Here is a 22402-nt window from a genome sequence, read left to right as displayed (position 1 = left end):
GTTATACAATCGCTAACGGGCCATCGTTTCAGCCCGTTTTTCTAACGGTCCAGGGTCGGAACCTGAGCGGGCGGCAATTCGCCTGCCGCCGGCGGTTCATCGCCCAAAGCGCGCTTCAACGTCGCCTTGATGTTGCGCAGCAGCCGGCGCAGCGCGATGATCACGATGACCGCAGCGACCGCGAGCAGGATCGCGATGACGATGGCCAGCGGCGGATAGGCGATGGCGAGCGCCAGCAGGCCGCCCGTGGCGACATCTTCGCCGGTCGAGACCACGGCGTTGCTGAACGGTTCGGGGCTGACGTTGACGACCGCGCGCGTCGTCGCCTTTGCGCCATGGCTCAGCAAGGCGCCGCCGCCGCCCAGCAGGAAGGCGATCACCTGCCACGCCGGATCGGACGAATCGACCAGCGCGAGCGCGAGCAGCGCGCCGCCGAGCGGGCGGATGATGCTGTGGATCGTGTCCCAGATCGAATCGATCCAGGGGATTTTGTCGGCGAGGAACTCGGCGATGGTGCCGACCGCGGCAACGCCGAGCACCCAGGGATTGGCGAGCACCTGCAAGGCGGCGAGATGTTCGGGCAGGGGGAGCCAGCCGAAATGCATCGCGGTGCCGGTCGCCAATATGGTGAGGTAGAGCCGCCAGCCGGCTAGAAGGCTCAGGCTGCCCGCGACGCCCAAAATCTCGACGATTCCCAATGCCGTGCTCCCCGTTCCGGATCCCTTGGCCGGGCTTCATCTTGCACCCGTCCGCGCGCCGCCGCAATGCCGGGATGACAAGGGGGTGCGGCATGGTTATCGCTTGGGTCATGATCGATACCCCCACGACGCCATCGCCAGAGACCTTGCCTGACGGCGCCATTCCTGCCGCGACGCTGGTCATCATGCGGCCGGCGGACGACGGCGGCGCTGACGAGATATTGATGGTCAAGCGGTCGGTCACCATGGCCTTCGCGGCCGGGGCGGTCGTGTTTCCCGGCGGCCGCGTCGATCCCGACGATTATCGGGTGGCGCGCCTTTACGGGCTGGGCATCGACGAAGCCGACGGCGCTGCGCGGGTCGCGGCGCTGCGCGAGACGCTGGAAGAAACGGGCCTCGCGGTCGGTTGGCCGGCGCTGGCCGAAAGCGACGTGGCCAAGGTGCGGCGGGCGTTGCTGTCCGGAACGCTGCTTTCGGACATATTGGGGGCGCGCGGCGACCGAATCGCACTGGAATCCTTCGTCCCCTTCGCGCGATGGTGCCCCAATTTCAAAGAGGCGCGGACGTTCGATACGCGATTCTATGCCGTCGCCGCCCCGCCGCACAGCCATGAACTGACGGTCGAGGAGGCCGAGCACAGCCATATTTTCTGGGCGAGCGCGAAGGCCACGCTGGCGATGGCCGACCGCGGCGACGTGTCGGTGATCTTTCCCACCCGGCGCAATCTCGAACGCTTGGCACAAGTTGCAGATTTCTCCAGCTTTTCCGAGCATTCCGGCCAGTTTCCGGTCGAGCTCATCACGCCATGGATCGAGGAGCGTGAGGGGCAGGCCCATCTCTGCATCCCCGGGCATCTTGGCTACCCTGTCACGAGCGAATCCTTCGAGCGCGTACGGCGTGGATAAGTAGCGTTCGATGCGACAACTTTTCCCCTATTTATGATTTACTAAGATTTGCCGGGGTACGGCAAAACGTCGTTGCAATTGCTGAACGCCGTGCCTAAGAAGGCGCTGCAGAAGCAGACCGGGGGAAACTTCGCCGGTGTGATTCGACAAAAGTAATCCAGTGGACGGAGAAAATGATGAACCTGCTTAAGAAAGCTGCGATCTCTCTCGCAGCGACCTCGATGATTGCGGCGCCGGTTGCCGCGTCGGCTGCTCCCGCAGCCCGCGCAGCTTCGGCCGTTGACGGCCAGAGCGAACTCGAAGGCAGCACGAGCTGGATCATCGCTGTCCTCGCTCTCGTTGCTGTCGTTGGCGGCATCATCATCGCGTCGGACAACGACGACGACAAGCCGACCAGCCCGTAATAACGGCTGATCTGGCTAGCCAGACTTTCGCAAAGGGCTCCGAGCTTCGCTCGGGGCCCTTTGTTCGTTCCGGGTGGGGATACATCCACGCGTCGCCACGGCGCGGCGATGCAGGGTCAGAGTGCGATGGTGCGGTTCGTCCGCGATCGCGCGAGCGGGATCGCCTGCCGGGCGCGTTGGGCCGCCGCCGCGTCGATGGGGGCGAGCGTCAGCGCATAACCCTCGGCGTGCGCATCGCCCGGCGTTGCGGCATCGGCCAGAACGATACCCCAGGGATCGACGGCTAGGCTGTGACCAAAAGTCTGCCGGCCGTCTTCATGCGTGCCGCCCTGCGCCGCCGCGACGACATGACAGCCCGTTTCGATCGCCCGCGCGCGCATCAGGACATGCCAATGCGCTTCCCCCGTCGACACAGTGAAGGCGGCGGGTATGGCGATCACCGTCGCGCCGCGATCGACCAGCGCGCGGTAAAGTTCGGGGAAGCGCAGGTCGTAACAGATGCTCAGTCCCAACTGTCCCAGCGGCGTATCGACGACCGTCACGGCGTCCCCGCCGGCATAGGCGGCCGATTCCTGCCAATTTTCGCCCGAGGGCAGGGTGACATCAAACATGTGGACCTTGTCATAGCGCGCACGGATGCTGCCGTCGGCTGCGATGACATGGGCGCGGTTGACGCGTCGTTCGCCGTCGTCGGCGAGGAGCGGCATCGATCCCGAATGCAGCCATATTCCGTGCGTTTGCGCCATCGCCTGCAGCGCCGCGGGCCAGGGACTGTCGGCTTCGCGGGTCATGTGCGCGCCCGATCTCGCGCGGTCGCGGTCGAGCAGCAGCGACATTTCGGGAAGAAAGGCCATCGCGGCACCGTGCGCCGCGGCTTCGCTCATCGCGCGGTCGATCGTCGCCAGATTGACGGCGGGGTCGATGCCGCTCGTCATCTGGACGAGCGCGGCGAGCGGGGCGGCTGGTGAAGGGATATCCATCGTATCTGGCTAAGCCCGTGGCGTCCGCAGGACAAGCCGCATGACAGTTCAGTGGCCAGCAAGGTTCGAAGGCGATAAGATGAGCCAATGTCCTATTTCTCTCGGCACACGCCGCTTCGTTTGACCCGATCCATTCTCCTTGCCGGCGCCGCTGCTGCGTTGCTGCTGGCGGGGCCGTCCGTAGGCGCCCAAGGGACAGCATCGAAAACCCTCGGCACGCAGGCGAAAAGCGGCGACTGGCTCTATGTCGGCAGCGACATTCCGCGCGATACGGCGTGGCAATTTGGCGTTCTTCCCAATGGCGTACGCTATGCGGTGCGCAACAATGGGGTGCCCCCGGGGCAGGTGTCGATCCGCGTCCGCATGGACGTCGGCTCGATGTTCGAAACCAATGAGGAGCGCGGTTACGCCCATTTGCTCGAGCATCTGACCTTCCGCGGATCGGAGCATATTCCCGACGGCGAAGCCAAGCGCATCTGGCAGCGGTTCGGCGTCACCTTCGGCAGCGATTCGAACGCCCAGACGACCCCGACGCAGACGGTCTATCAGCTCGACCTGCCGAGCGTCACGCCGGCCAATCTCGACGAAAGCATGAAATTGCTGTCGGGCATGGTCCGCGAACCGCGCATCTCCGAACTCGCGGTCGCCGCCGAGCGCGGCGTTGTGATGTCCGAGCTTCGCGAAGCGGATGGTCCGCAAAAGCGGATCGCCGACGCGACCAACGCGCATCTGTTCGCAGGGCAATTGCTCGGCGACCGCTCGCCGATCGGCACCACCGCGTCGCTGGGCAAGGCGAGCGCGACCTCTGTCGCGGCCTTCCACAATCGCTGGTATCGCCCTGACCGGGCGGTCGTGGTCATCGTCGGCGATGCCGATCCCGTGGTCCTCGCCGGGCTGGTTGCGAAATATTATGGCGACTGGAAAGCCGACGGACCCAACCCCGCCAATCCCGATTTCGGCAAACCCGACCCGACCAAACCCGCGGCGCGCGAAATCGTCGAGGCGAACCAGCCGCTCGCACTGACGCTCGCGATGGTGCGCCCTTGGAAGAAGCGCATCGACACGGTGGAAAATACGCGGCGGCTCTATCTCGAATTCATCGCGCAGGCGCTGGTCAACCGCCGGCTGGAAAACCGCGCGCGCAGCGGCGGTAGTTATCTGGTCGCGACGGTCGAGCAGCAATATGTCAGCCGCAGTGTCGATGTGACGATGGCGTCGATCGTTCCCCTGAGCGACTGGAAAGCCGCGCTCGCCGACGTGCGCGGCGTGATCGCCGACGCGGTGAAAAACCCGCCGTCGCAGGCCGACATCGACCGCGAGGCAAACGAGATCCAGGCGTTCCTCGTCAAGGAACTGGAAAATGCGCGCAACGAGCCCGGCGCGCGGCTCGCCGACGACATGGTCCGGGCAGTCGATATCAACGAAACGGTGACGAGCCCGCAGGGGCAGGTCGACATGTTCAAGGCGATCCGCGCATCGGCGACGCCGAAAGTGATGCTCGACATCAGCAAGGCGATCTTCGCCGCGCCGGTAACCCGCGTCGTGCTGACCACACCGACCGCCGCAGGCGGCGACGCGGCAGTGCTTGCCGCGCTGAAGGCTCCGGTGACTGCGCGCGACGACCGGCTCGCGACGGTGAAGGCCGATTTCAAGCAGCTTCCTGTCGTCGGCCAGCCGGGCACGATCGCCGCGACCAGCCCTCTCCTCGGTCTGCGCGCCGAGCGGATCGAATTCGCCAATGGCGTGACCGCGCTGGTGTCGAACAACAAGGTCGAGCCGGGCAAGGTTCGCGTCAATGTGCGCTTCGGCACCGGCAACCGCAGTGTTGCCGCCGACGCGCCGAACCTGCTCTGGACCGGTGACTATGCGCTGGTCGCAAGCGGCATCGGCCCGTGGGGGCAGAACGAGATCGACCAGTTGACCAACGGCCGGCAGATCCAGATGAATTTCGCGATCGACGACGATGCGTTCGAACTGTCGGCCGAAAGCCGGCCCGCCGACCTGGCCGACCAGATGCGGCTGATCGCTGGCAAGCTCGCCCAGCCCCGCTGGGATCCGGCGCCGGTCGAACGGCTGCGCATCGGTTTCCTCACCGGATATGATCTCAACGACGCGACGCCGAATGCCGTGCTCGACCGCAATTTGCGCGGCTGGCTGACCAACAATGACGCGCGCTGGGCCGCGCCGGACAAGGCGCAGATCGAGGCGCTGACCCCCGCCGCCTTCCGGGCCTTCTGGGAACCGCGGCTCGCGAGCGGGCCGATCGAGGTGCAGATTTTCGGCGACCTCGAAGCGGTCGATTACAAGAAAATCCTCGCCGAGACGCTCGGCGCCCTGCCGCCGCGTCAAACCCTCGCGCCGCCGGCCGGCCAGCGCGTCGATTTTGCGAAACATGTCACGGTTCCGGAGATCGCCTATCACCGCGGCGAGCAAGGGCAGGCAGCGGCAATGACCGCCTGGCCGACCAGCGGCGGGCTCGCTAATCCGCGCGATGCGCGCGGGCTCGAAGTGCTCGCGGCAATCTTCAACGATCGCCTCTTCGACCGCCTGCGCGCCGAACAGGGGGCGAGCTATGGTCCTGTCGTCGACAGCCACTGGCCGACGGGCTTCGACACCGGCGGCTATCTCCTCGTCGGCAGCCTGCTGGCGCCGAAGGATCTCGATCGCTTTTACGGTATCGCCCGGGATATTGCCGCCGACCTCGTCGCAAAGCCGATCACGGCCGACGAACTGGCGCGCAACGCCGGCCCGATCCGCGAACAGGTCGCGCGCGCCTCGACGGGTAATGTCTATTGGATGTTCCTGCTCGAAGGTGCGACCCGCGATCCCCGCGTCACCGCCGCCGCGCTGTCGATCCAGGATGATATTTCAGCGGTCACCGCCGCCGATGTTCAGCGGCTGGCGCGGCAATATCTGACGCCCGCGCGCCAATGGTCGCTGGCGATCCTGCCCAAGGGGATGACGCTGGCCGATGCATCGGCCTTGGGCGCGGCGCCGGCTCCGGCGCCCGCGGCGGGCGGGCGTTAGGGTCCTGACCTAAGCCTTCTTGCTGCTCTCGATGGGGCGGCGGGTCTTGCGGATACGCGGCTCGCGTTCCAGTTGGCCCTTGGTCATGATGTCGTGCCGCATCTTGGCGCGCACGTCGTGGATCGACGCGATCACCGGCCCCATCGCGACACCCAGATCGATCAGCACCGCCTCGGCGAGTTGAAGCGAGCTTTCGAGCGTCTCGGGCACCGCATCATTGGCGCCCGCCTGATAGAGCGCGGCGGCGTGGTCGGCGTCGCGTGCGCGGCTGATGATCGGCAAGTCCGGATATTTCTGCTTGAGCTGGCGCGTCATGCGCAGCTGCTGGACGGGATCGTCCATCGTCAGCACGATCGCGTTCGCGGTTTCGATCCCCAGCCGGTCGAGGCTGCCCGGGCGGGCGACGTCGGCGAAGCGGACGATGAAGCCATCGCGCCGCGCCGCAGCGACCGTGTCGATGTCGGCGTCGACCGCGACATAGGGCCGGCCATGTTCGCGCAGCAGTTCGGCAACGGTGTGGCCGACGCGGCCGAACCCGACGATCACCGTGCGGCCCTCGGGCGTTTCCTCGGGCTTCGCGCCTTCGCTGCGCATTTCGATCCGCCGCGCGACGTCGTGGCCGATACGCGCGAGCAGCGGCGTGATCGTCAGCCCGATCGCGGTGACGAGCTGCCAGAATTCGGCGGTGCTGCGGCTGATGATCTGCGCCTGGAGCGCCGTCGCGAGCACGATCAAGGTCGTTTCGGACGGGCTCGACATCAACAGGCCGACCTCCGCTGCCGTCCCGCGCCTTGCGACGTTCGAAAAGCGCAGCAGCGCCGCGGTGACGATCGCCTTGATCGCGACGACGCCGACCACCGCGGCGACGAGCTCCGGCCATTGTTCGGCGATTGTCTTGAGGTTCAGCCCCATGCCGACGCTGATCAGGAACACCCCTAGCGCGAGGCCCTTGAACGGTGCGGTGATCGCCTCGACCTCGTTATGATATTCGGTTTCGGCGATCATCAGGCCCGCGAGCAGCGCGCCAACGATGGGCGACAGCCCGACCGCGGCGGTCGCGAGCGCGGCGACGATGACGACGAGCAGGCTCGCCGCGAGAAAGAGTTCGGGGTCCTTGGCGCGTGCGGCCTGCGCGAAGATCTTCGGCAGCAGGAACCAGCCGCCGATCGCGAGCGCCGCGACCACCACCACGCCCTGCCACAATGTAGTCAGCAGCAGTTCGGCATTGTCGCCCGTCGCACTGGGCGCCAGCGCGCCGAGGATGAAGATGATCGGCACGATCGCCAGATCCTCGAACAACAGCATCGCGAAGGAGGCGCGGCCGACCGCCGATTTGGTGCCCGCGATCGGGAGCACCAGTGCGGTCGAGGAGAGCGCGAGCGCGATGCCCAGGCCGAAGGCGGCGGGGGTCGAATAACCGCCGAAGAGCCATAACGCGCCGCCGAGGATCGCCCCGCCGAGCAGCAGTTCGGCCGCGCCGATGCCGAACACGAGTTTTCGCAGTTGCCACAGACGCCGGAACGACAGTTCGAGCCCGATCGAGAAGAGTAGCAGAATGATGCCGAATTCGGCAAAGAGCGCGATGTCCTCGGTCGATCCGATGGTGATATGCTTGAGCCACGGATAGTCGCTCGCCAGCGCCCCAAGCCCCGAGGGTCCGACCAGCAGCCCGACGAGAATGAAGCCGATCACGGGTGGCAGGCGGAAGCGCGCGAACGCCGGGATCACGATTCCAGCGGCGCCGAGGACCACCAGCGCGTTGCCGATGGCGGATGTTTCTGTTTCCGATACCATAAGGGCCGACCTTATGCAGGCCGGCCCCGATTGGCTAGAGGACTATCCCAACCTTTTTGGTTGTTATCAGCCGCCCATCTTGGCTTCGAGATTTTCGACGATCGCCTCGAAGAAACCTTCGGTGGTCAGCCAGTTCTGGTCGGGACCGATCAGCAGCGCCAGATCCTTGGTCATCTTGCCGCTTTCGACCGTCGCGACGCAGACCTTTTCAAGGTCGTCGGCGAATTTGATCAGCGCGGCATTGTCGTCGAGCTTGCCGCGGTGCTTGAGGCCGCCGGTCCAGGCAAAGATCGACGCGATCGGGTTGGTCGACGTCGCCTTGCCCTGCTGGTGCATGCGGTAATGGCGGGTGACGGTGCCGTGCGCGGCTTCGGATTCGACCGTCTGGCCGTCGGGGGTCATCAGCACGCTGGTCATCAGGCCGAGCGAGCCGAAGCCCTGCGCAACGGTGTCCGACTGGACGTCGCCGTCGTAATTCTTGCAGGCCCAGACGAACTTGCCGCTCCACTTGAGCGCCGAGGCGACCATGTCGTCGATCAGGCGATGTTCGTAAACGATGCCGACTTCGTCGAACTGCGCCTTGAATTCGGCGTTGAACACTTCTTCGAAAATGTCCTTGAAGCGGCCATCATAGGCCTTCAGGATCGTGTTCTTGGTCGACAGATACACGGGCCACTGGCGCGCGAGGCCATAATTCAGGCTGGCGCGGGCGAAGTCGCGGATCGAATCGTCGAGATTGTACATGCCCATCGCGACGCCCGACGAGGGGAACTGGAACACTTCCTCGTCGATCAGCGTGCCGTCCTCGCCTTCGAACACGAGGCGCAGCTTGCCGGGGCCGGGGACGCGGAAATCGGTCGCCTTATACTGGTCGCCGAACGCGTGGCGGCCGACGACGATCGGGTCGGTCCAGCCGGGGACGAGGCGGGGGACGTTCTTCATCACGATCGGTTCACGGAAGACGACGCCACCGAGGATGTTGCGGATCGTGCCGTTCGGCGACTTCCACATCTTTTTCAGGCCGAACTCCTCGACGCGCGCTTCGTCGGGGGTGATCGTCGCGCACTTCACGCCGACGCCATATTTCTTGATCGCGTTCGCGGCCTCGACGGTGATCTTGTCGTCGGTCTCGTCGCGCTTCTCGATGCCGAGGTCGTAATAATGAAGGTCGATGTCGAGATAGGGGAGGATCAGCCGCTCGCGGATCCACTGCCAGATGATCCGGGTCATTTCGTCGCCGTCGAGTTCGACGACCGGGTTGGCTACCTTGATCTTGCCCATGCGTTCAGCCTTTGTCCTTGGGGAGTCGGAGTTGCGAGCGCCTTAGGCAAAGCGGGGCGATTGATCAACTGCCGGTGGAACTGGCCCTGCGCCTTATCCATTGTCAGTATAGAAGCTGCCCCCTAGAAGAACGGCCATGTCCAATATCATATCCTCGAACCGCCCCGGCGGCGGTATCAAATGGCACTGGCCGTCGATCCATCCCGAAGGCCGCAAATTCCTTTTGATCGCCGGTATCGTCACCCTCTGTTTCTGGCTGCTCGGCTGGGAAATCATCGGCTGGCTCATGCTCGGCGTGACCTTGTGGGTCGGTTCCTTCTTTCGCGACCCGGTGCGCGTGACCCCGGCGGGGAGCGACGTCATCATCGCGCCCGCCGATGGCCTCATCACGCAGATCGCCGAAGTGCCGCCGCCGCCCGAAATCTCCGGACCCGACGGACTGGGCGCCGCGCCGATGCTGCGCGTGTCGATTTTCATGAGCGTCTTCGACGTCCACATCAACCGCACCCCCGTCGCGGGAACGCTGCGCAAGCTCGTCTATATTCCCGGCAAATTCGTGAACGCCGACCTCGACAAGGCGAGCGAGGAGAATGAACGCCAGCATTTCGTCGTCGAGCGCGCCGATGGCGTGCGCATCGGCTTCACCCAGATAGCGGGCCTTGTCGCTCGCCGCATCATGCCGTTCGTGACGATGGGCAACGAACTCACCACCGGTCAGCGTGTCGGCCTGATCCGCTTCGGCAGCCGCGTCGACGTCTATCTGCCTCAGGGAACAACGCCGCAGGTTCTGCTCGGCCAGCGCACGCTCGCTGGCGAGACGGTCGTCGCGCGGATCGGCACCGCCGAGACGATCGACGGGATCGGTCAATAAAATGACCGAGGACGAGCAGGTCATCCCCGATGCCGCGGGGCGCCGCATCGCCGGGGTGAGCCTGCGCGCCTTCGCGCCCAATGCGATCACCATCCTTGCGCTCTGTTCGGGGCTGACCGGCGTCCGCTTCGCGATCGGCGGCGAATGGGCCGCGGCGGTGACGATGATCATCGTCGCCGGGGTGCTCGACGGCATGGACGGGCGCATCGCGCGGCTGCTGCGCGCGCAGAGCAAGTTCGGCGCCGAGCTCGATTCGCTGTCCGACGTGATCGCGTTCGGCGTCGCGCCGGCGATGATCCTGTTCCTCTGGTCGCTGGCCGACGCGCCGAAATTCGGCTGGACCGCGGCGCTGGCGCTCGCGGTGTGCTGCGCGCTGCGTCTCGCCCGCTTCAATTCGCGCATGGATGCTGATTTCCAGCCGCACAAATCGGCGGGCTTCATGACCGGCATTCCGGCGCCCGCGGGCGCGGGGCTGTCGTTCGTTCCCGTCTATCTGTGGATGGTGACCGGGAACGAGCTGTTCCGCGAATGGTATGTCGTGATGCCCTGGGCGCTCGCCATCGCGATGCTGATGATCTCGGCGATCCCGACCTATAGCTGGTCGTCGATCCGGCTTCGCCGGTCGTGGCGCCTGTTCGCGCTGGCGGGCGTGGGCCTGCTCGGCGCCGCGCTCGTCACCGCGCCCTGGCAGACGCTGCTCGCGGTATGCGCGCTCTATCTGGTGATGCTGCCGTTCGGACTGGCGAGTTACGCGAAGGTCAAGCGGCGCGGCTGAGTGCCGGCTGCATACGCGTGGCAGCGCGGACCGGGCGCGGGGCATCGCGGCGCGCCGGCGAGCGGCGCAGCGTCATCTTCTGCGGAAGCGGACCCGACTGCGGGGCGGCATCGACCGGGAAGGCGCCTTCGCCGAGCAGCGCCGAGAGAATCGCATTTTCGTTATTCTTGAGCATGGCCAGGATCACCGTGACGCCGAGCCCGGCGGCGAGAGTGAAGAGGAGAGCGGCAGCGACCTGAACCATGATCTTGTCCTTTCGGCTTCTGTGTGCGAAACCTTTGTTAACCAGCGACGGTTTCGTTGGACTTTTTGTTCCATGTTCCCGTTTTGTTCTCAATACTTTTGCGACGAACGGAGTCGCTTTGTCGCCGAGTTGAGACTGGAGCGCCCGGCTCCTTGAGTCTCCACTGAACGCGAAAAGCCACGCAGACCCCTTGCTTTTGGCGGCCAAGGCGGCTAACGGCCCGCCCATTCCACATGGAAGGCGCACATAAACCGGTGCCGGAACGTCCGCTTGCGGGCCTTCGGTTCTTGCTTTCCAGAGGACCAACCGGAAGGAGAAAGACTATGGCGGCACCTGTCGTCACGATGCAGAATCTTATCGAAGCTGGCGCCCACTTCGGCCACCAGACCCACCGTTGGAACCCGCGCATGAAGCCGTATATCTTCGGCGCGCGCAACGGCATCCACATTCTCGACCTGTCGCAGACCGTGCCGCTCTTCGCGCGCGCACTCGACTTCATCGCGTCCTCGTCGGCCGCCGGTGGCAAGGTCCTGTTCGTCGGCACCAAGCGCCAGGCGCAGGGCCCGATCGCCGACGCCGCGCGCGCTTCGGGTCAGCATTTCGTCAACCATCGCTGGCTGGGCGGCATGCTCACCAACTGGAAGACGATCTCGGGCTCGATCAAGCGCCTCAAGACGCTCGAAGAGCAGCTCTCGGGCGACACCTCGGGCCTCACCAAGAAGGAAGTGCTCAACAAGACGCGCGAGCGCGACAAGCTCGAAATGAGCCTTGGCGGCATTCGCGACATGGGCGGCATTCCCGACGTGATGTTCGTGATCGACGCGAACAAGGAAGAGCTGGCGATCAAGGAAGCCAACGTCCTTGGCATCCCCGTCGTCGCGATCCTCGATTCGAACGTCTCGCCCGACGGTATCGCGTTCCCGGTTCCGGCGAACGATGACGCCGCGCGCGCCATCCGCCTCTACTGCGATGCGGTCGCCCAGGCGGCGACCCGTGGCGGCCAGCAGGCCCGCGCGAACCGCGGCGAAGATCTCGGCGCCGCTGTCGAGCCCGTCGCCGAAGCTGCACTGACCGAAGAAGCGACCGCTCCGGTTGCTGAAGAAACTCCGGCCGTTGAAGCCGCTCCCGTCGTCGACACCGCTCCGGTGACCGAAGACGAACAGGTCCCGGCCGAAGCCGCTGCCGAAACCGAACGTCAGAGCGACGCCTAAGCGCGCCTGAATGACGGGGCGGCGCGCTGCAACGGCAGCCGCCGCCCTTCGTCATCGTTTTGACTTATCGCGCCGCCACGCGTGCGGCGCAGCAGTCCCGTTACCGGACTGCTCCACATTGGAAAGGATCACTCATGGCTGAAATTACGGCCGCTCTCGTCAAGGAACTGCGCGACCGCACGGGCGCAGGCATGATGGACTGCAAAAAGGCGCTCGCCGAAAACAACGGTGACATCGAAGCGTCGATCGACTGGCTGCGCACCAAGGGCCTCGCGGCCGCCGCCAAGAAGGCCGGCCGCGTTGCCGCCGAAGGCCTCGTGGGCGTCGCCACCGACGGCACGCGCGGCGCGATGGTCGAAGTGAACAGCGAAACCGACTTTGTCGGCAAGAACGAGCAGTTCCAGGAATTCGTCCGCGATGTGACGCAGGTCGCGCTCGCCGGCAATATCTCGGACATCGAAGCGCTCGGCGCTGCGGCCTATCCGAGCGGCGGCACCGTCGCGGAGAAGCTGACCAGCAATATCGCGACGATCGGTGAAAACCAGTCGCTGCGCCGCAGCGTCATCGTCTCGGTGAACTCGGGCGTCGTCACGGGCTATGTCCACAATGCCGCCGCACCCGGCATGGGCAAGATCGGCGTGCTCGTCGCGCTCGAATCGACCGCCGGCGCGGACGTTCTCGAGCCGCTGGGTAAGCAGCTGGCGATGCACGTCGCCGCCGCGAACCCGCTGGCGCTGAACGGCGACGATCTCGACGCCGACCTCGTCGCCCGCGAACGCGCGATCGCCGAGGAAAAGGCCGCCCAGTCGGGCAAGCCCGCCGACATCGTTTCGAAGATGGTCGACGGTTCGATCGCGAAGTTCCGCAAGGAAAACGCGCTGCTGTCGCAGCTGTTCGTGATGGACGGCAAGACCCCGGTCGCCGAAGTCGTCGCTGCAGCCGGCAAGGATGTCGGCGCGGACGTGACGCTCAAGGCCTTCGTTCGCTTCCAGCTCGGTGAAGGCATCGAGAAGGAAGAAAGCGATTTCGCGGCGGAAGTCGCGGCGGTCGCCGGCGTCTGAAAAAGAAGATTCGGATTGCCGCGTTCATCGCGGTAGTCCGCTTGGCAATGGCGCGTGCCCGCTCTAGGGTGCGCGCCATTCGCTTATTCATCGATTACACAAGGTTCCCCCGATCATGGCTCTGCCCGGCATGAAACGTATTCTGCTGAAACTGTCGGGCGAGGCGCTGATGGGCTCCAGCCCGTTCGGCATCGACCCCGAAACCGTCGCGAGCATGGCGGCCGAGGTCAAGGAAGCCAAAGACCGCGGGCTCGAAATCTGCCTCGTCATCGGCGGCGGCAATATCTTCCGTGGCATGGCAGGCGCCGCCAAGGGCATGGACCGCGCGCAGGCCGACTATATGGGCATGCTCGCGACCGTGATGAACGCGCTCGCAATGCAGAATGCGCTTGAGCAGCTTGGCGTCGAAACGCGCGTCCAGTCTGCGATTGAAATGGACAAGGTGTGCGAGCCGGTGATCCGCCGCCGCGCCGAGCGCCATATGGAAAAGGGCCGCGTCGTGATCTTCGCCGCGGGTGTCGGCGCGCCTTATTTCACGACCGACAGCGGTGCCGCGCTCCGCGCCGCCGAGATGAAGTGCGACGCGCTGCTCAAGGGCACCAGCGTCGACGGCGTCTATAACGCCGATCCCAAGAAGGACCCGACCGCGGTCCGCTATGACACGCTGAGCTATGACCGCGTGCTCGCCGACAATCTGAAGGTGATGGACGCGAGCGCGGTAGCGCTGTGCCGCGACAACCATATCCCGATCGTCGTGTTCAACATCCGCGAGCCGGGCAATCTGGCGCGCGTGCTGGCGGGCGAGGGGGTTTCCACCATCGTCGGCGATGCCGACTAGCGAAATCACGCTCGGCGATGCCGACTGAAGACATGCCCGGCGACGCGGCCTGACAAGAATAGAAGAGGAAAAGACGATGGCGAAATATGACAAGGCCGACCTCGAGCGCCGCATGCACGGCGCGGTCGAAGCGTTGAAGAGCGACCTTTCGGGCCTCCGCACCGGCCGCGCGCACACCGCGCTGCTCGATCCGGTAACTGTCGAGGTCTATGGCAGCCAGATGCCGCTGAACCAGGTCGCCTCGGTCAGCGCGCCCGAACCGCGCATGCTGTCGGTACAGGTGTGGGACAAGTCGAATGTCGGCCCGGTCGACAAGGCGATCCGCTCGGCGGGGCTCGGCCTCAACCCGATCGTCGACGGCCAGATGCTGCGCCTGCCGATCCCCGAAATGACGCAGGAGCGCCGCAAGGAGCTGTCGAAGCTCGCCGGCCAATATGCTGAAAAGGCGCGCATCGCGGTGCGCAACGTCCGCCGCGACGGCATGGACAATCTGAAAGCCGACGAGAATAAGAAGGAAATCAGCGAGGACGAGCGCAAGCGCCACGAGACCGAGGTGCAGAAGCTGACCGACGCGACGATCGCCGAACTCGACGCCGCCGCGACCGCCAAGGAAAAGGAAATCCTGGGCTAGTGGATCGGTTGGTTTCCGGGACCTTGTACAGACTATGACGACACCAGCCGCCAGCCACGGCGCACGCCATGTCGCCATCATCATGGACGGCAACGGCCGCTGGGCCAAGAAGCGCCTGCTGCCCCGCGTCGCCGGTCACAAGGCCGGGGTGGAGGCGGTGCGCACCATCGTGCGCGCCGCGGGCGACCTGGGCATCGAGGCGATGACGCTCTATGCCTTCAGTTCCGAAAACTGGAAACGGCCGGAGGAAGAGGTCAGCGACCTGATGGGGCTGATGAAGCGCTTCATCCTGTCGGATCTCGACGAATTCGCAGCGAACGATGTGAAGCTGAAGGTGATCGGGAACTGGCGCGCGCTCGCGCCCGATGTCGTCGCGCTGATCGAAAATGCACTCGAACGCACCGCAGGCAACAAGCGTACGACGCTCGCGGTCGCGCTCAACTATGGTGCGCAGGACGAGCTGGTCCGCGCCGCGACCGCCGCCGCGGCCCAAGGCGCGATCAGCGAGGAAGCGATCGCCGCGCATCTCGACACCGCCGACATGCCCCCGCTCGACCTGCTGATCCGCACCTCGGGCGAGGTGCGGCTGTCGAATTTCCTGCTCTGGCAGTCGGCCTATGCCGAACTCTATTTCACCGATACCTTGTGGCCCGATTTCAAACCGGCCGACCTCAAGGCGGCGCTCGACCAATTTGCGCGGCGCGACCGCCGTTACGGGGGACTTTAGGGCATGGCGGCAGCGGGTAAATCGGACCTTTGGGTGCGGATCGGGTCGGCGATCGTCCTGTTTGCAATCGCGGGCACTGCACTTTGGTTCGGGGGCATTGCTTTTGGCCTGCTGTTGCTCGTTGGCGGCGCTTTGGTCCTCGTCGAATGGTTTCAGCTCGTGAAGGCGATGACAATCGGTGGCGGCGCCAGGACGGGCCTCAATGTCCTCGGCCCGATCCTCGTTCTCGGCGCGATGGCGGGGCTTTGGTTCATCCGCGACACGCTCGGCATGACGGCGGCGCTGTGGGTCTTCGGCATGGTCTGGGCGACCGATATCGGCGCCTATTTCGCGGGCCGCGCCTTTGGCGGCGCGCGCCTTGCGCCCAAAATCAGCCCGTCGAAGACCTGGTCGGGGCTCATCGGCGGCATGGTTGCCGCGCTGATCGCCAGCGCGACGATCGGCGACCGCGCGGGCCTCGTCGGCGTCCCGCTGTGGATCGGCCTGTTCATGGGGCTGCTCGCACAGCTCGGCGACCTCGCGCAAAGCTGGATGAAGCGCCGCGCGGGGGTCAAGGATTCGGGTAAGCTCATTCCCGGCCACGGCGGCCTGTTCGACCGCGTCGACGGCGTGCTGCCGGTCGCGCTGCTGCTCGGCGCGCTGGCGTTTGCCGGGCAGATCGCCTTGCGGGCGGCGGGCTGAGATGACGCAGCGCCGCCTCTCGCTGTTCGGTGCGACGGGATCGGTCGGGCAATCGACCCTCGATCTGGTGCGGCGCGATGGCGAGGCGTGGCAGATCGGCGTGCTGACGGCGAACAGCGACGTTGCCGAGCTTGCGAAGCTCGCGCGCGAATTTCGCCCTGACATTGCGGTGATTGCCGACGAGGCGCGCTATGGCGAGCTCGCTGAGGCGCTGGCCGGCACCGGCATCGATGTGGCAGCGGGCGCCGAGGCGCTCGTTGAAGCGGCGCAGCGCCCCACGGACCTCGTCATGGCGGCGATCGTCGGCACCGCAGGGCTCGCGCCGACCATGGCGGCGCTAGCCGCCGGGTACGATGTCGCGCTCGCCAACAAGGAAGCCCTCGTGTCATCGGGCGAACTGATGACCGCGGTAGCGCGAACCTCGGGGGCAACGATCCTGCCCGTCGACAGCGAGCATAATGCGATCTTCCAGTGCCTCGCCGGCGGGCGCATCGACCAGGTGCGCCGCATCATCCTGACCGCCAGCGGCGGCCCGTTCCGCACGATGAGCGCCGACGATATGGCGCGCGTGACCCCCGCACAGGCGGTCGCGCATCCGAACTGGTCGATGGGCGCCAAGATCAGCGTCGATTCGGCGACGATGATGAACAAGGGCCTCGAGCTGATCGAGGCGCATCACCTGTTCCCCGTCGGGCTCGACCGCATCGAAATCCTCGTCCACCCGCAATCGGTGATCCACAGCCTCGTCGAATATATCGACTGCTCGACGCTCGCACAGCTCGGCTCGCCCGACATGCGGATCCCGATCAGCAGCGCGCTCGCCTGGCCGCAGCGGATGGCGACGCCGTGCGCGCCGCTCGACCTCGCCAGCATCGCGCGGCTCGATTTCGAGGCGCCCGACGAGGTGCGTTTCCCCGCGACCGCGCTCTGCCGCGCCGCGATCGCCGAAGGCGGTGCGCGTCCCGCACAGCTCAACGCCGCGAACGAAGTGGCGGTCGCCGCCTTCCTCGCGGGCCGGATTTCCTTTCCCGCGATCGTCGATACGGTGCGCCGGGTGATCGACGCCGCGGAACCCTTGGTGCCCTCATCGCTTCAGGACATATTCAGCGTCGATGCCGCATCGCGCGCGGCTGCCCAGCATTTTGTGGACCAATATGAACATGCTTGACGTACCGCTTTGGCTCTATCCGATCGCGTTTCTCGCGGTGCTGGGGCCGCTCGTCTTCGTACACGAATATGGCCATTACATCGTCGGCCGCTGGTGCGGGGTGAAGGCCGATACCTTCTCGATCGGTTTCGGCCGCAAGGTCCTCGGCTGGACCGACAAACGCGGCACCGAATGGAAGATCGGCTGGCTGCCGCTTGGCGGCTATGTCCAGTTCGCGGGCGACCGCGATGCGGTGAGCCAGCCCGACGCAACCTGGCAGAAACTGCCAGCCGACCAGAAATCGCACACTTTTCCTGCGCAACCGGTGTGGAAGCGCTCGCTGATCGTTCTCGCGGGGCCGGTGACCAACTTCCTGTTCGCGATCGCGATTTTCGCTGCGTTCAACATGACCTATGGCGTTGCCACGGTTCCGCCGGTGATCGGCGGCGTGCAGGCAGGCAGTGCGGCCGAGGCGGCGGGGCTCCGTATTGGTGACCGCATCGCCAGCATCAACGGACAGCCGGTCGACAGCTTCGGCGATATACCGAAGATTGTGGCCTATGATCTCGGCAGGCCCGCGAGCCTCGATATCGCGCGCGGCGAGCAGCGGCTTGCGATCACATTGCGCCCGCGGGTCACGACCGAAACCGACGGTTTCGGGAACAAGGCCGAGGTGGCGATCATCGGAATCCAGTCGGGCGCGCTGACATATGCGCGCGTCGGCCCGTTGGAAGCGGTGAAGGCGAGCGCGGGGCAGACCTGGAACATCGTCCAGCTGACCGGCAAGATACTGGGCCAGTTCGCGACCGGCCAACGTTCGGTCAAGGAAATGGGCGGGCCGATCAAGATCGCGAAGCAGTCGGGCGAACAGGCGACCTTGGGCGTCGCCGCCCTGATCGTGTTCGTCGCCTTCATTTCCATCAATCTGGGGTTCATCAACCTCTTGCCATTGCCGATGCTCGATGGCGGCCATCTGCTCTTCTACGCCTATGAAGCGATCCGGCGCCGCCCCGCGCCGCCGCAGGCGCAGGAATGGGCGTTCCGATTCGGCTTTGGGGCCATCGTGACCCTTATGCTGGTCGTGACTTTCAACGATTTGGGCTCAATTGGCGTGTGGGACAGGATCGCCCGCTTGATTGGCTAGCGAGTCTGGGGCAGGGAGTGGCGCGCGAACCCGCGGTCAGGCGGGTTTGGCGCTTTTGAGTTATTTTTTCGGGATGAACAGCGTGGCTTCACACAAATTCTCGGCGCGGACGCAGCTGTCGGTACTTCTTTTGGCCGGCACGATGCTTGCGACGCCGGTGATGGCGCAACAGGTTGCGCCGCCAGTCGTCCCGGCTCCGGCTCCCGAAGCGGCCCCTGCCGCGACGACGGTCAAGTCGATTACCGTCGTCGGCAACCAGCGGCTCGAGGCGCAGACGATCCTGTCGTACCTGCGCCTGCGCGTCGGTCAGCAATATGATCGCTCGATCCTCGATCAGGCGCTGAAGGATCTGGCCGCGACCGAATTGTTCAAGGATTTCCAGATCACCGACAACGCCGGTGCGCTGACGATCCAGGTCACCGAAAACCCGGTGATCAACCGCGTCATCCTCGAAGGCAACAAGCGCCTGAAGGAAGACAAGATCCGGCCCGAGATCAAGCTCGCGCCGCGTCAGATCTTCACCCGCTCGAAAGTCCGCGCCGACGTCGCGCGCATCATCGAACTCTACAAGCGCCAGGGCCGCTTCGCTGCGACGGTCGAGCCCAAGATGGTGTCGCTCGACCAGAACCGCGTCGACGTCGTGTTCGAAATCAACGAAGGGCCGAAATCGAAGGTCCGCCAGATCAACATCATCGGCAACGAGAAGTTCAGCGACGGCGATCTCAAGGACGAGATGGCGACGAAGCAGTCGAGCCTGATGACGATCCTGTCGTCGAACACCAGCTACGACCCCGATCGCCTCGCCTATGACCAGCAGAAGCTCAAGCTCTTCTATCTCACCAACGGCTATGCCGATTTCCGCACGATTTCGGCGGTGGCCGAGCTGACGAGCAACAAGCAGGACTTCATCATCACCTATGTGGTCGAGGAAGGCGAACGCTACAAGTTCGGCGACATCGACGTGAAGAGCGAAATTCGCGACTTCCAGCCCGAAATGCTGAAGAAGCTGCTGCCGATGAAGACCGGCGACTGGTATGACGCCAAGCAGGTCGAGGACACGATCGAAAGCCTCAGCGAAACCGCGGGTCTGTTCGGCTACGCCTTTGCCGACATCAACCCCGAATTCCGCCGCGACCCCGAAACGCGAACGATGGCGATCACCTTCAACGTCGCCGAAAGCCCGCGTACTTACGTGGAGCGCATCGACGTCAACGGCAACACGCTGACCCACGACAAGGTCGTGCGCCGCGAATTCCGCCTGAACGAAGGCGACGCCTTCAACAGCTTCGGCGTCAAGCGCACCGAAAACCGCATCAACAGCCTCGGTTACTTCCAGGAAAATCTGGAAATCGAACGCAAGGAGGGCAGCGCCCCCGACCGCATCATTCTCGAAACCAATGTCGAGGAAAAGCCGACCGGCGAACTTTCGCTGTCGGCCGGGTTCTCGTCGATCGAGAATTTCCTGCTCCAGGCGTCGATCCGCCAGCGCAACTTCCGCGGTCTCGGCCAGCAGCTCCAGGCGTCGGTCAACTATTCGAGCTATTCGAAGTCGATCGAACTCGGCTTCACCGAACCCTATCTGTTCGACCGCAACATCTCGGTGGGCGGCAGCATCTATCGCCGCGATTTGAACTCGTTCAACTTCATCAACAACGACCGTCGGACGACCTTCCAGCAGGTCACGACGGGTGCGCAGATCAACGCCGGCGTGCCGCTGACCGAATTCATGTCCTTCTTCGCCCGCTACAGCATCAACTTCGATGATGTGACGCTGGATAAGGGGGTCTATTATTTCGGCGACCAGTGCGACCCGCTCGTCGCCGGCCGTTACCTCTGCGATGCGATCGGCAACCGCACGACCTCGCTGCTCGGCTATACGCTCGCCTATGACGACCGCGACAATCGTCTGCGCCCGACGCGCGGCCAGTCGCTGTCGCTCAGCCAGGATTTCGCCGGCCTCGGCGGCAGCGTCAAATATGTCCGCACGCGCCTGTCGGGAAGCAAGCATTTCAACCTCGGCAGCCGCTTCATCCTTAACCTCTCGGCTGAAGGCGGGTATATCTATCCGTTCGGCGGCCGTCCGACCCCGACCAGCGACAAGGTCCGCCTGACCGACCGCTTCTTCCTTGGCGAACCGCAGATGCGCGGCTTCGACATTCGCGGCGTCGGCCCCCGCGTCATTCGTTATGGCGTCGACAACAGCGATCCCGCCAATCCGATTGTGGTCACCGACGGCGACAGCGATCGCGGCCAGATCGACGACGCGCTCGGTGGCCGCGCTTATTACCAGGGCCGGCTCGAACTCGATATTCCGCTCGGCACCGGCGCGAAGGAAATGGGACTTCGCCCGTCGATCTTCCTCGACGTCGGATCGGTGTTCAGCGTCCGCCGGCCACAGTTGACGACGCTTGCCAATTTCCGGGAAACCGACCCCAACGCGCCCGGTTTCGGCCTGACCAAGTCGCTTTGCCGCAACGCGAACACGGGTGTCACCCAGTTCGCAACGGAAACGACAGCGACGCCGCCGGGCGGCGTCCCGACGGGGACCGGCCAATACACGACCTGTCCGACCGATTTCTCTCGCCTCGATCCGTTCGAGGAACGCTTCTTCGGTGACACCTGGATGCCGCGCGTCTCGATCGGCGCCGGGGTGAACTGGAACTCTCCCTTCGGTCCCTTCCGGATCGACTTCGCTTACGCCCTTCGCAAAGAAGAGGGTGATGATACCAAACGCTTCTCATTCAATGTAGGAACCCAATTCTGATGAAGAAAATCCTTGCCGCCTCGGCGCTGGCGATTGCCACGCTGTCGGTTTCGCCCCTCCTGTCGGCTCCCGCCATTGCCCAGGCAAAGGGTGTCGGCGTTGCCGACGTCCGCGTCGCCGCTGCCCGCTCGAACGCGTTCCAGACCGCCTCGACGCAGATCGAAACGACCTACAAGGCGCAGATCGACCAGCAGCAGTCGCGCGGCCAGACGCTGCAGGCCGAAATCAACGTCCTGATCGCGAAATATAACGAAGAAGCGAAGAAGACGCCGGTGAACCAGACTGCGCTGCAGGCTGCCGCCAAGGCCGTTCAGGACAAGCGCCAGGCCGCGCAGACCGAACTGGGTCAGATCGGCGCGCCCGTCGACCTTGCGATCGCTTATGTCGAAGACCAGATCAGCGTTCGCATGAATGAAGCGATCAAGGCCGCGATGACCGCGAAAAAGGTCGACCTGCTGGTCAACCCCGAGGCGGTGATCGCGCGCGAAAACAATGTCGACATCACCGACGCGGTGGTTGCCGAACTCAACCGCATTCTGCCCAACGTGTCGACCGCGGTTCCGGCCGGTTACCAGCCGGGCCAGCTCGTCCAGCAGCGCAACCAGCAGCTGATGGACCAGGCACGCGCCGCGCAGGGCGGAACGCGTCCGGCAACGCCCGCTCCGGCGCCGACGGGCACCGCACCGACGACCCGCTAAGATCGATGACGGACGGGGAAAAGTCGGACGGCGCCTTGGGTCCGGTGGATATCCGCCGGATCCTGACGCTGCTGCCGCATCGTTATCCGATGCTGCTCGTCGACCGGGTGGAATCGATGGTGAAGGACACCTCGATCCACGCGGTCAAGGCGGTGACGATGAACGAGCCCTTTTTCCAAGGGCATTTCCCCGGCCGGCCGATCATGCCCGGCGTCCTCATCGTCGAGGCGCTGGCGCAGGCCGCCGGCATTCTCGCAATCGAATCGATGGGCCTCGCGGGTACGGGCAAGCTTGTCTATTTCATGGCGATCGACGGCGCGAAGTTCAGAAAGCCGGTCGAACCCGGCTGTCTGCTCGACCTGCATGCCACGATCATTCAGGCCAAGCGCAGCGTTTGCCGTTTTGAAGGCAAGGCGATGTTGAATGGCGTGCTCGCCGCGGAATGCCAGTTCACCGCGATGATCGCCGATCCGCCGGGCGATTAACCCACCCTTGCCAAATCCGGCATTCGCCGTTAGGGG

Annotated in this window: 21 protein-coding genes; 16 read left to right on the top strand and 5 right to left on the bottom strand. The window is 64.8% G+C overall.

The window, feature by feature from the left end:
• Positions 1–41 precede the first annotated feature (41 nt).
• A complete protein-coding gene (locus ASD73_RS08575) occupies positions 42–698 on the bottom strand; it encodes a DUF4126 domain-containing protein (RefSeq protein WP_056371483.1) in 657 nt (218 codons plus the stop codon).
• A 92-nt stretch (positions 699–790) separates the two neighbouring features.
• Between ASD73_RS08575 and ASD73_RS08570 the strand changes: the two genes are divergently transcribed.
• Positions 791–1603 (top strand): NUDIX hydrolase, encoded by an 813-nt coding sequence (locus tag ASD73_RS08570; RefSeq protein WP_235534250.1) that lies wholly within the window; start codon positions 791–793, stop codon positions 1601–1603.
• A gap of 176 nt (positions 1604–1779) precedes the next feature.
• A complete protein-coding gene (locus ASD73_RS08565; protein ID WP_037517451.1) occupies positions 1780–2007 on the top strand; it encodes a hypothetical protein in 228 nt (75 codons plus the stop codon).
• A gap of 116 nt (positions 2008–2123) precedes the next feature.
• On the opposite strand, the gene ASD73_RS08560 is transcribed toward ASD73_RS08565, so the two are convergent.
• On the bottom strand, positions 2124–2987 hold the full coding sequence (locus ASD73_RS08560) for a carbon-nitrogen hydrolase family protein (protein ID WP_056371481.1): 864 nt from the start codon (positions 2985–2987) through the stop codon (positions 2124–2126).
• 120 nt (positions 2988–3107) lie between these two features.
• Here ASD73_RS08560 and ASD73_RS08555 point away from each other — a divergent pair, with 120 nt between their 5' ends.
• Entirely contained in the window at positions 3108–6014 is a 2907-nt protein-coding gene (locus tag ASD73_RS08555; protein ID WP_235534248.1) for a M16 family metallopeptidase, read from the top strand.
• Between the two features lie 9 nt (positions 6015–6023).
• On the opposite strand, the gene ASD73_RS08550 is transcribed toward ASD73_RS08555, so the two are convergent.
• On the bottom strand, positions 6024–7808 hold the full coding sequence (locus tag ASD73_RS08550; RefSeq protein ID WP_056371477.1) for a cation:proton antiporter domain-containing protein: 1785 nt from the start codon (positions 7806–7808) through the stop codon (positions 6024–6026).
• A 66-nt stretch (positions 7809–7874) separates the two neighbouring features.
• Complete coding sequence (locus tag ASD73_RS08545) at positions 7875–9089, bottom strand: NADP-dependent isocitrate dehydrogenase (RefSeq protein WP_056371475.1); 1215 nt, start codon at positions 9087–9089, stop codon at positions 7875–7877.
• 136 nt (positions 9090–9225) lie between these two features.
• On the opposite strand from ASD73_RS08545, the gene ASD73_RS08540 reads away from it, so the two are divergent.
• Together ASD73_RS08540 and ASD73_RS08535 are read left to right on the top strand one after the other, a co-directional pair.
• Positions 9226–9960, top strand: a complete 735-nt coding sequence (locus ASD73_RS08540; RefSeq protein ID WP_056371473.1) for a phosphatidylserine decarboxylase — start codon at positions 9226–9228, stop codon at positions 9958–9960.
• A gap of 1 nt (position 9961) precedes the next feature.
• A complete protein-coding gene (locus ASD73_RS08535) occupies positions 9962–10735 on the top strand; it encodes a CDP-alcohol phosphatidyltransferase family protein (RefSeq protein ID WP_056371470.1) in 774 nt (257 codons plus the stop codon).
• Here the strand turns inward: ASD73_RS08535 and ASD73_RS08530 are convergent.
• Positions 10719–10979, bottom strand: a complete 261-nt coding sequence (locus ASD73_RS08530; protein WP_056371468.1) for a hypothetical protein — start codon at positions 10977–10979, stop codon at positions 10719–10721. The two genes, ASD73_RS08535 and ASD73_RS08530, sit on opposite strands and share 17 nt — an antisense overlap.
• Before the next feature lie 323 nt (positions 10980–11302).
• Between ASD73_RS08530 and rpsB the strand changes: the two genes are divergently transcribed.
• The 11 genes from rpsB (at position 11303) to fabZ (ending at position 22366) form a co-directional block, all read left to right on the top strand.
• Positions 11303–12190, top strand: coding sequence for a 30S ribosomal protein S2 (gene rpsB, locus ASD73_RS08525; RefSeq protein WP_056371466.1), 888 nt, complete (start codon positions 11303–11305; stop codon positions 12188–12190).
• Between the two features lie 134 nt (positions 12191–12324).
• The gene (gene tsf / locus ASD73_RS08520) at positions 12325–13251 is read left to right on the top strand and encodes a translation elongation factor Ts (RefSeq protein ID WP_056371464.1); all 927 of its coding nucleotides are present in this window, start codon (positions 12325–12327) and stop codon (positions 13249–13251) included.
• 115 nt (positions 13252–13366) lie between these two features.
• The gene (gene pyrH, locus ASD73_RS08515) at positions 13367–14089 is read left to right on the top strand and encodes a UMP kinase (RefSeq protein ID WP_056371463.1); all 723 of its coding nucleotides are present in this window, start codon (positions 13367–13369) and stop codon (positions 14087–14089) included.
• A gap of 76 nt (positions 14090–14165) precedes the next feature.
• Entirely contained in the window at positions 14166–14720 is a 555-nt protein-coding gene (frr, locus tag ASD73_RS08510) for a ribosome recycling factor (protein ID WP_056371461.1), read from the top strand.
• A gap of 34 nt (positions 14721–14754) precedes the next feature.
• Positions 14755–15447, top strand: a complete 693-nt coding sequence (uppS, locus tag ASD73_RS08505; RefSeq protein WP_056371458.1) for a polyprenyl diphosphate synthase — start codon at positions 14755–14757, stop codon at positions 15445–15447.
• Positions 15448–15450: 3 nt separating this feature from the next.
• Complete coding sequence (locus ASD73_RS08500; RefSeq protein ID WP_056371456.1) at positions 15451–16128, top strand: phosphatidate cytidylyltransferase; 678 nt, start codon at positions 15451–15453, stop codon at positions 16126–16128.
• Between the two features lies 1 nt (position 16129).
• Positions 16130–17296 (top strand): 1-deoxy-D-xylulose-5-phosphate reductoisomerase, encoded by a 1167-nt coding sequence (locus tag ASD73_RS08495; RefSeq protein WP_056371454.1) that lies wholly within the window; start codon positions 16130–16132, stop codon positions 17294–17296.
• On the top strand, positions 17289–18419 hold the full coding sequence (rseP, locus tag ASD73_RS08490; protein WP_056371453.1) for an RIP metalloprotease RseP: 1131 nt from the start codon (positions 17289–17291) through the stop codon (positions 18417–18419). Before ASD73_RS08495 ends, rseP begins: the two co-directional genes overlap by 8 nt.
• Before the next feature lie 73 nt (positions 18420–18492).
• Positions 18493–21183 (top strand): outer membrane protein assembly factor BamA, encoded by a 2691-nt coding sequence (bamA, locus tag ASD73_RS08485; RefSeq protein WP_056371450.1) that lies wholly within the window; start codon positions 18493–18495, stop codon positions 21181–21183.
• Entirely contained in the window at positions 21183–21881 is a 699-nt protein-coding gene (locus ASD73_RS08480; RefSeq protein ID WP_056371448.1) for an OmpH family outer membrane protein, read from the top strand. The genes bamA and ASD73_RS08480 overlap by 1 nt, the downstream gene beginning before the upstream one ends.
• 5 nt (positions 21882–21886) lie before the next feature.
• Complete coding sequence (gene fabZ / locus ASD73_RS08475) at positions 21887–22366, top strand: 3-hydroxyacyl-ACP dehydratase FabZ (protein ID WP_056371447.1); 480 nt, start codon at positions 21887–21889, stop codon at positions 22364–22366.
• Positions 22367–22402: the final 36 nt, after the last annotated feature.

It is taken from the genome of Sphingopyxis sp. Root154 (genome assembly GCF_001427105.1).
Taxonomy (GTDB): Bacteria; Pseudomonadota; Alphaproteobacteria; order Sphingomonadales; family Sphingomonadaceae; genus Sphingopyxis.
This window is presented reverse-complemented; position numbering and strand designations above follow the sequence as displayed.

Excerpts from the sequence above, each read along its gene's own strand:
- rseP (WP_056371453.1), top strand. The coding sequence starts at position 17,289 with ATGCTTGACGTACCGCTTTGGCTCTATCCGATCGCGTTTCTCGCGGTG.
- ASD73_RS08500 (WP_056371456.1), top strand. The coding sequence starts at position 15,451 with ATGGCGGCAGCGGGTAAATCGGACCTTTGGGTGCGGATCGGGTCGGCG.
- frr (WP_056371461.1), top strand. The coding sequence starts at position 14,166 with ATGGCGAAATATGACAAGGCCGACCTCGAGCGCCGCATGCACGGCGCG.
- ASD73_RS08540 (WP_056371473.1), top strand. The coding sequence starts at position 9,226 with ATGTCCAATATCATATCCTCGAACCGCCCCGGCGGCGGTATCAAATGG.
- tsf (WP_056371464.1), top strand. The coding sequence starts at position 12,325 with ATGGCTGAAATTACGGCCGCTCTCGTCAAGGAACTGCGCGACCGCACG.
- ASD73_RS08545 (WP_056371475.1), bottom strand. The coding sequence starts at position 9,089 with ATGGGCAAGATCAAGGTAGCCAACCCGGTCGTCGAACTCGACGGCGAC.
- ASD73_RS08530 (WP_056371468.1), bottom strand. The coding sequence starts at position 10,979 with ATGGTTCAGGTCGCTGCCGCTCTCCTCTTCACTCTCGCCGCCGGGCTC.
- fabZ (WP_056371447.1), top strand. The coding sequence starts at position 21,887 with ATGACGGACGGGGAAAAGTCGGACGGCGCCTTGGGTCCGGTGGATATC.
- ASD73_RS08480 (WP_056371448.1), top strand. The coding sequence starts at position 21,183 with ATGAAGAAAATCCTTGCCGCCTCGGCGCTGGCGATTGCCACGCTGTCG.
- ASD73_RS08550 (WP_056371477.1), bottom strand. The coding sequence starts at position 7,808 with ATGGTATCGGAAACAGAAACATCCGCCATCGGCAACGCGCTGGTGGTC.
- ASD73_RS08570 (WP_235534250.1), top strand. The coding sequence starts at position 791 with ATGGTTATCGCTTGGGTCATGATCGATACCCCCACGACGCCATCGCCA.
- bamA (WP_056371450.1), top strand. The coding sequence starts at position 18,493 with ATGAACAGCGTGGCTTCACACAAATTCTCGGCGCGGACGCAGCTGTCG.
- rpsB (WP_056371466.1), top strand. The coding sequence starts at position 11,303 with ATGGCGGCACCTGTCGTCACGATGCAGAATCTTATCGAAGCTGGCGCC.
- ASD73_RS08535 (WP_056371470.1), top strand. The coding sequence starts at position 9,962 with ATGACCGAGGACGAGCAGGTCATCCCCGATGCCGCGGGGCGCCGCATC.
- ASD73_RS08495 (WP_056371454.1), top strand. The coding sequence starts at position 16,130 with ATGACGCAGCGCCGCCTCTCGCTGTTCGGTGCGACGGGATCGGTCGGG.
- pyrH (WP_056371463.1), top strand. The coding sequence starts at position 13,367 with ATGGCTCTGCCCGGCATGAAACGTATTCTGCTGAAACTGTCGGGCGAG.
- ASD73_RS08565 (WP_037517451.1), top strand. The coding sequence starts at position 1,780 with ATGAACCTGCTTAAGAAAGCTGCGATCTCTCTCGCAGCGACCTCGATG.
- uppS (WP_056371458.1), top strand. The coding sequence starts at position 14,755 with ATGACGACACCAGCCGCCAGCCACGGCGCACGCCATGTCGCCATCATC.
- ASD73_RS08560 (WP_056371481.1), bottom strand. The coding sequence starts at position 2,987 with ATGGATATCCCTTCACCAGCCGCCCCGCTCGCCGCGCTCGTCCAGATG.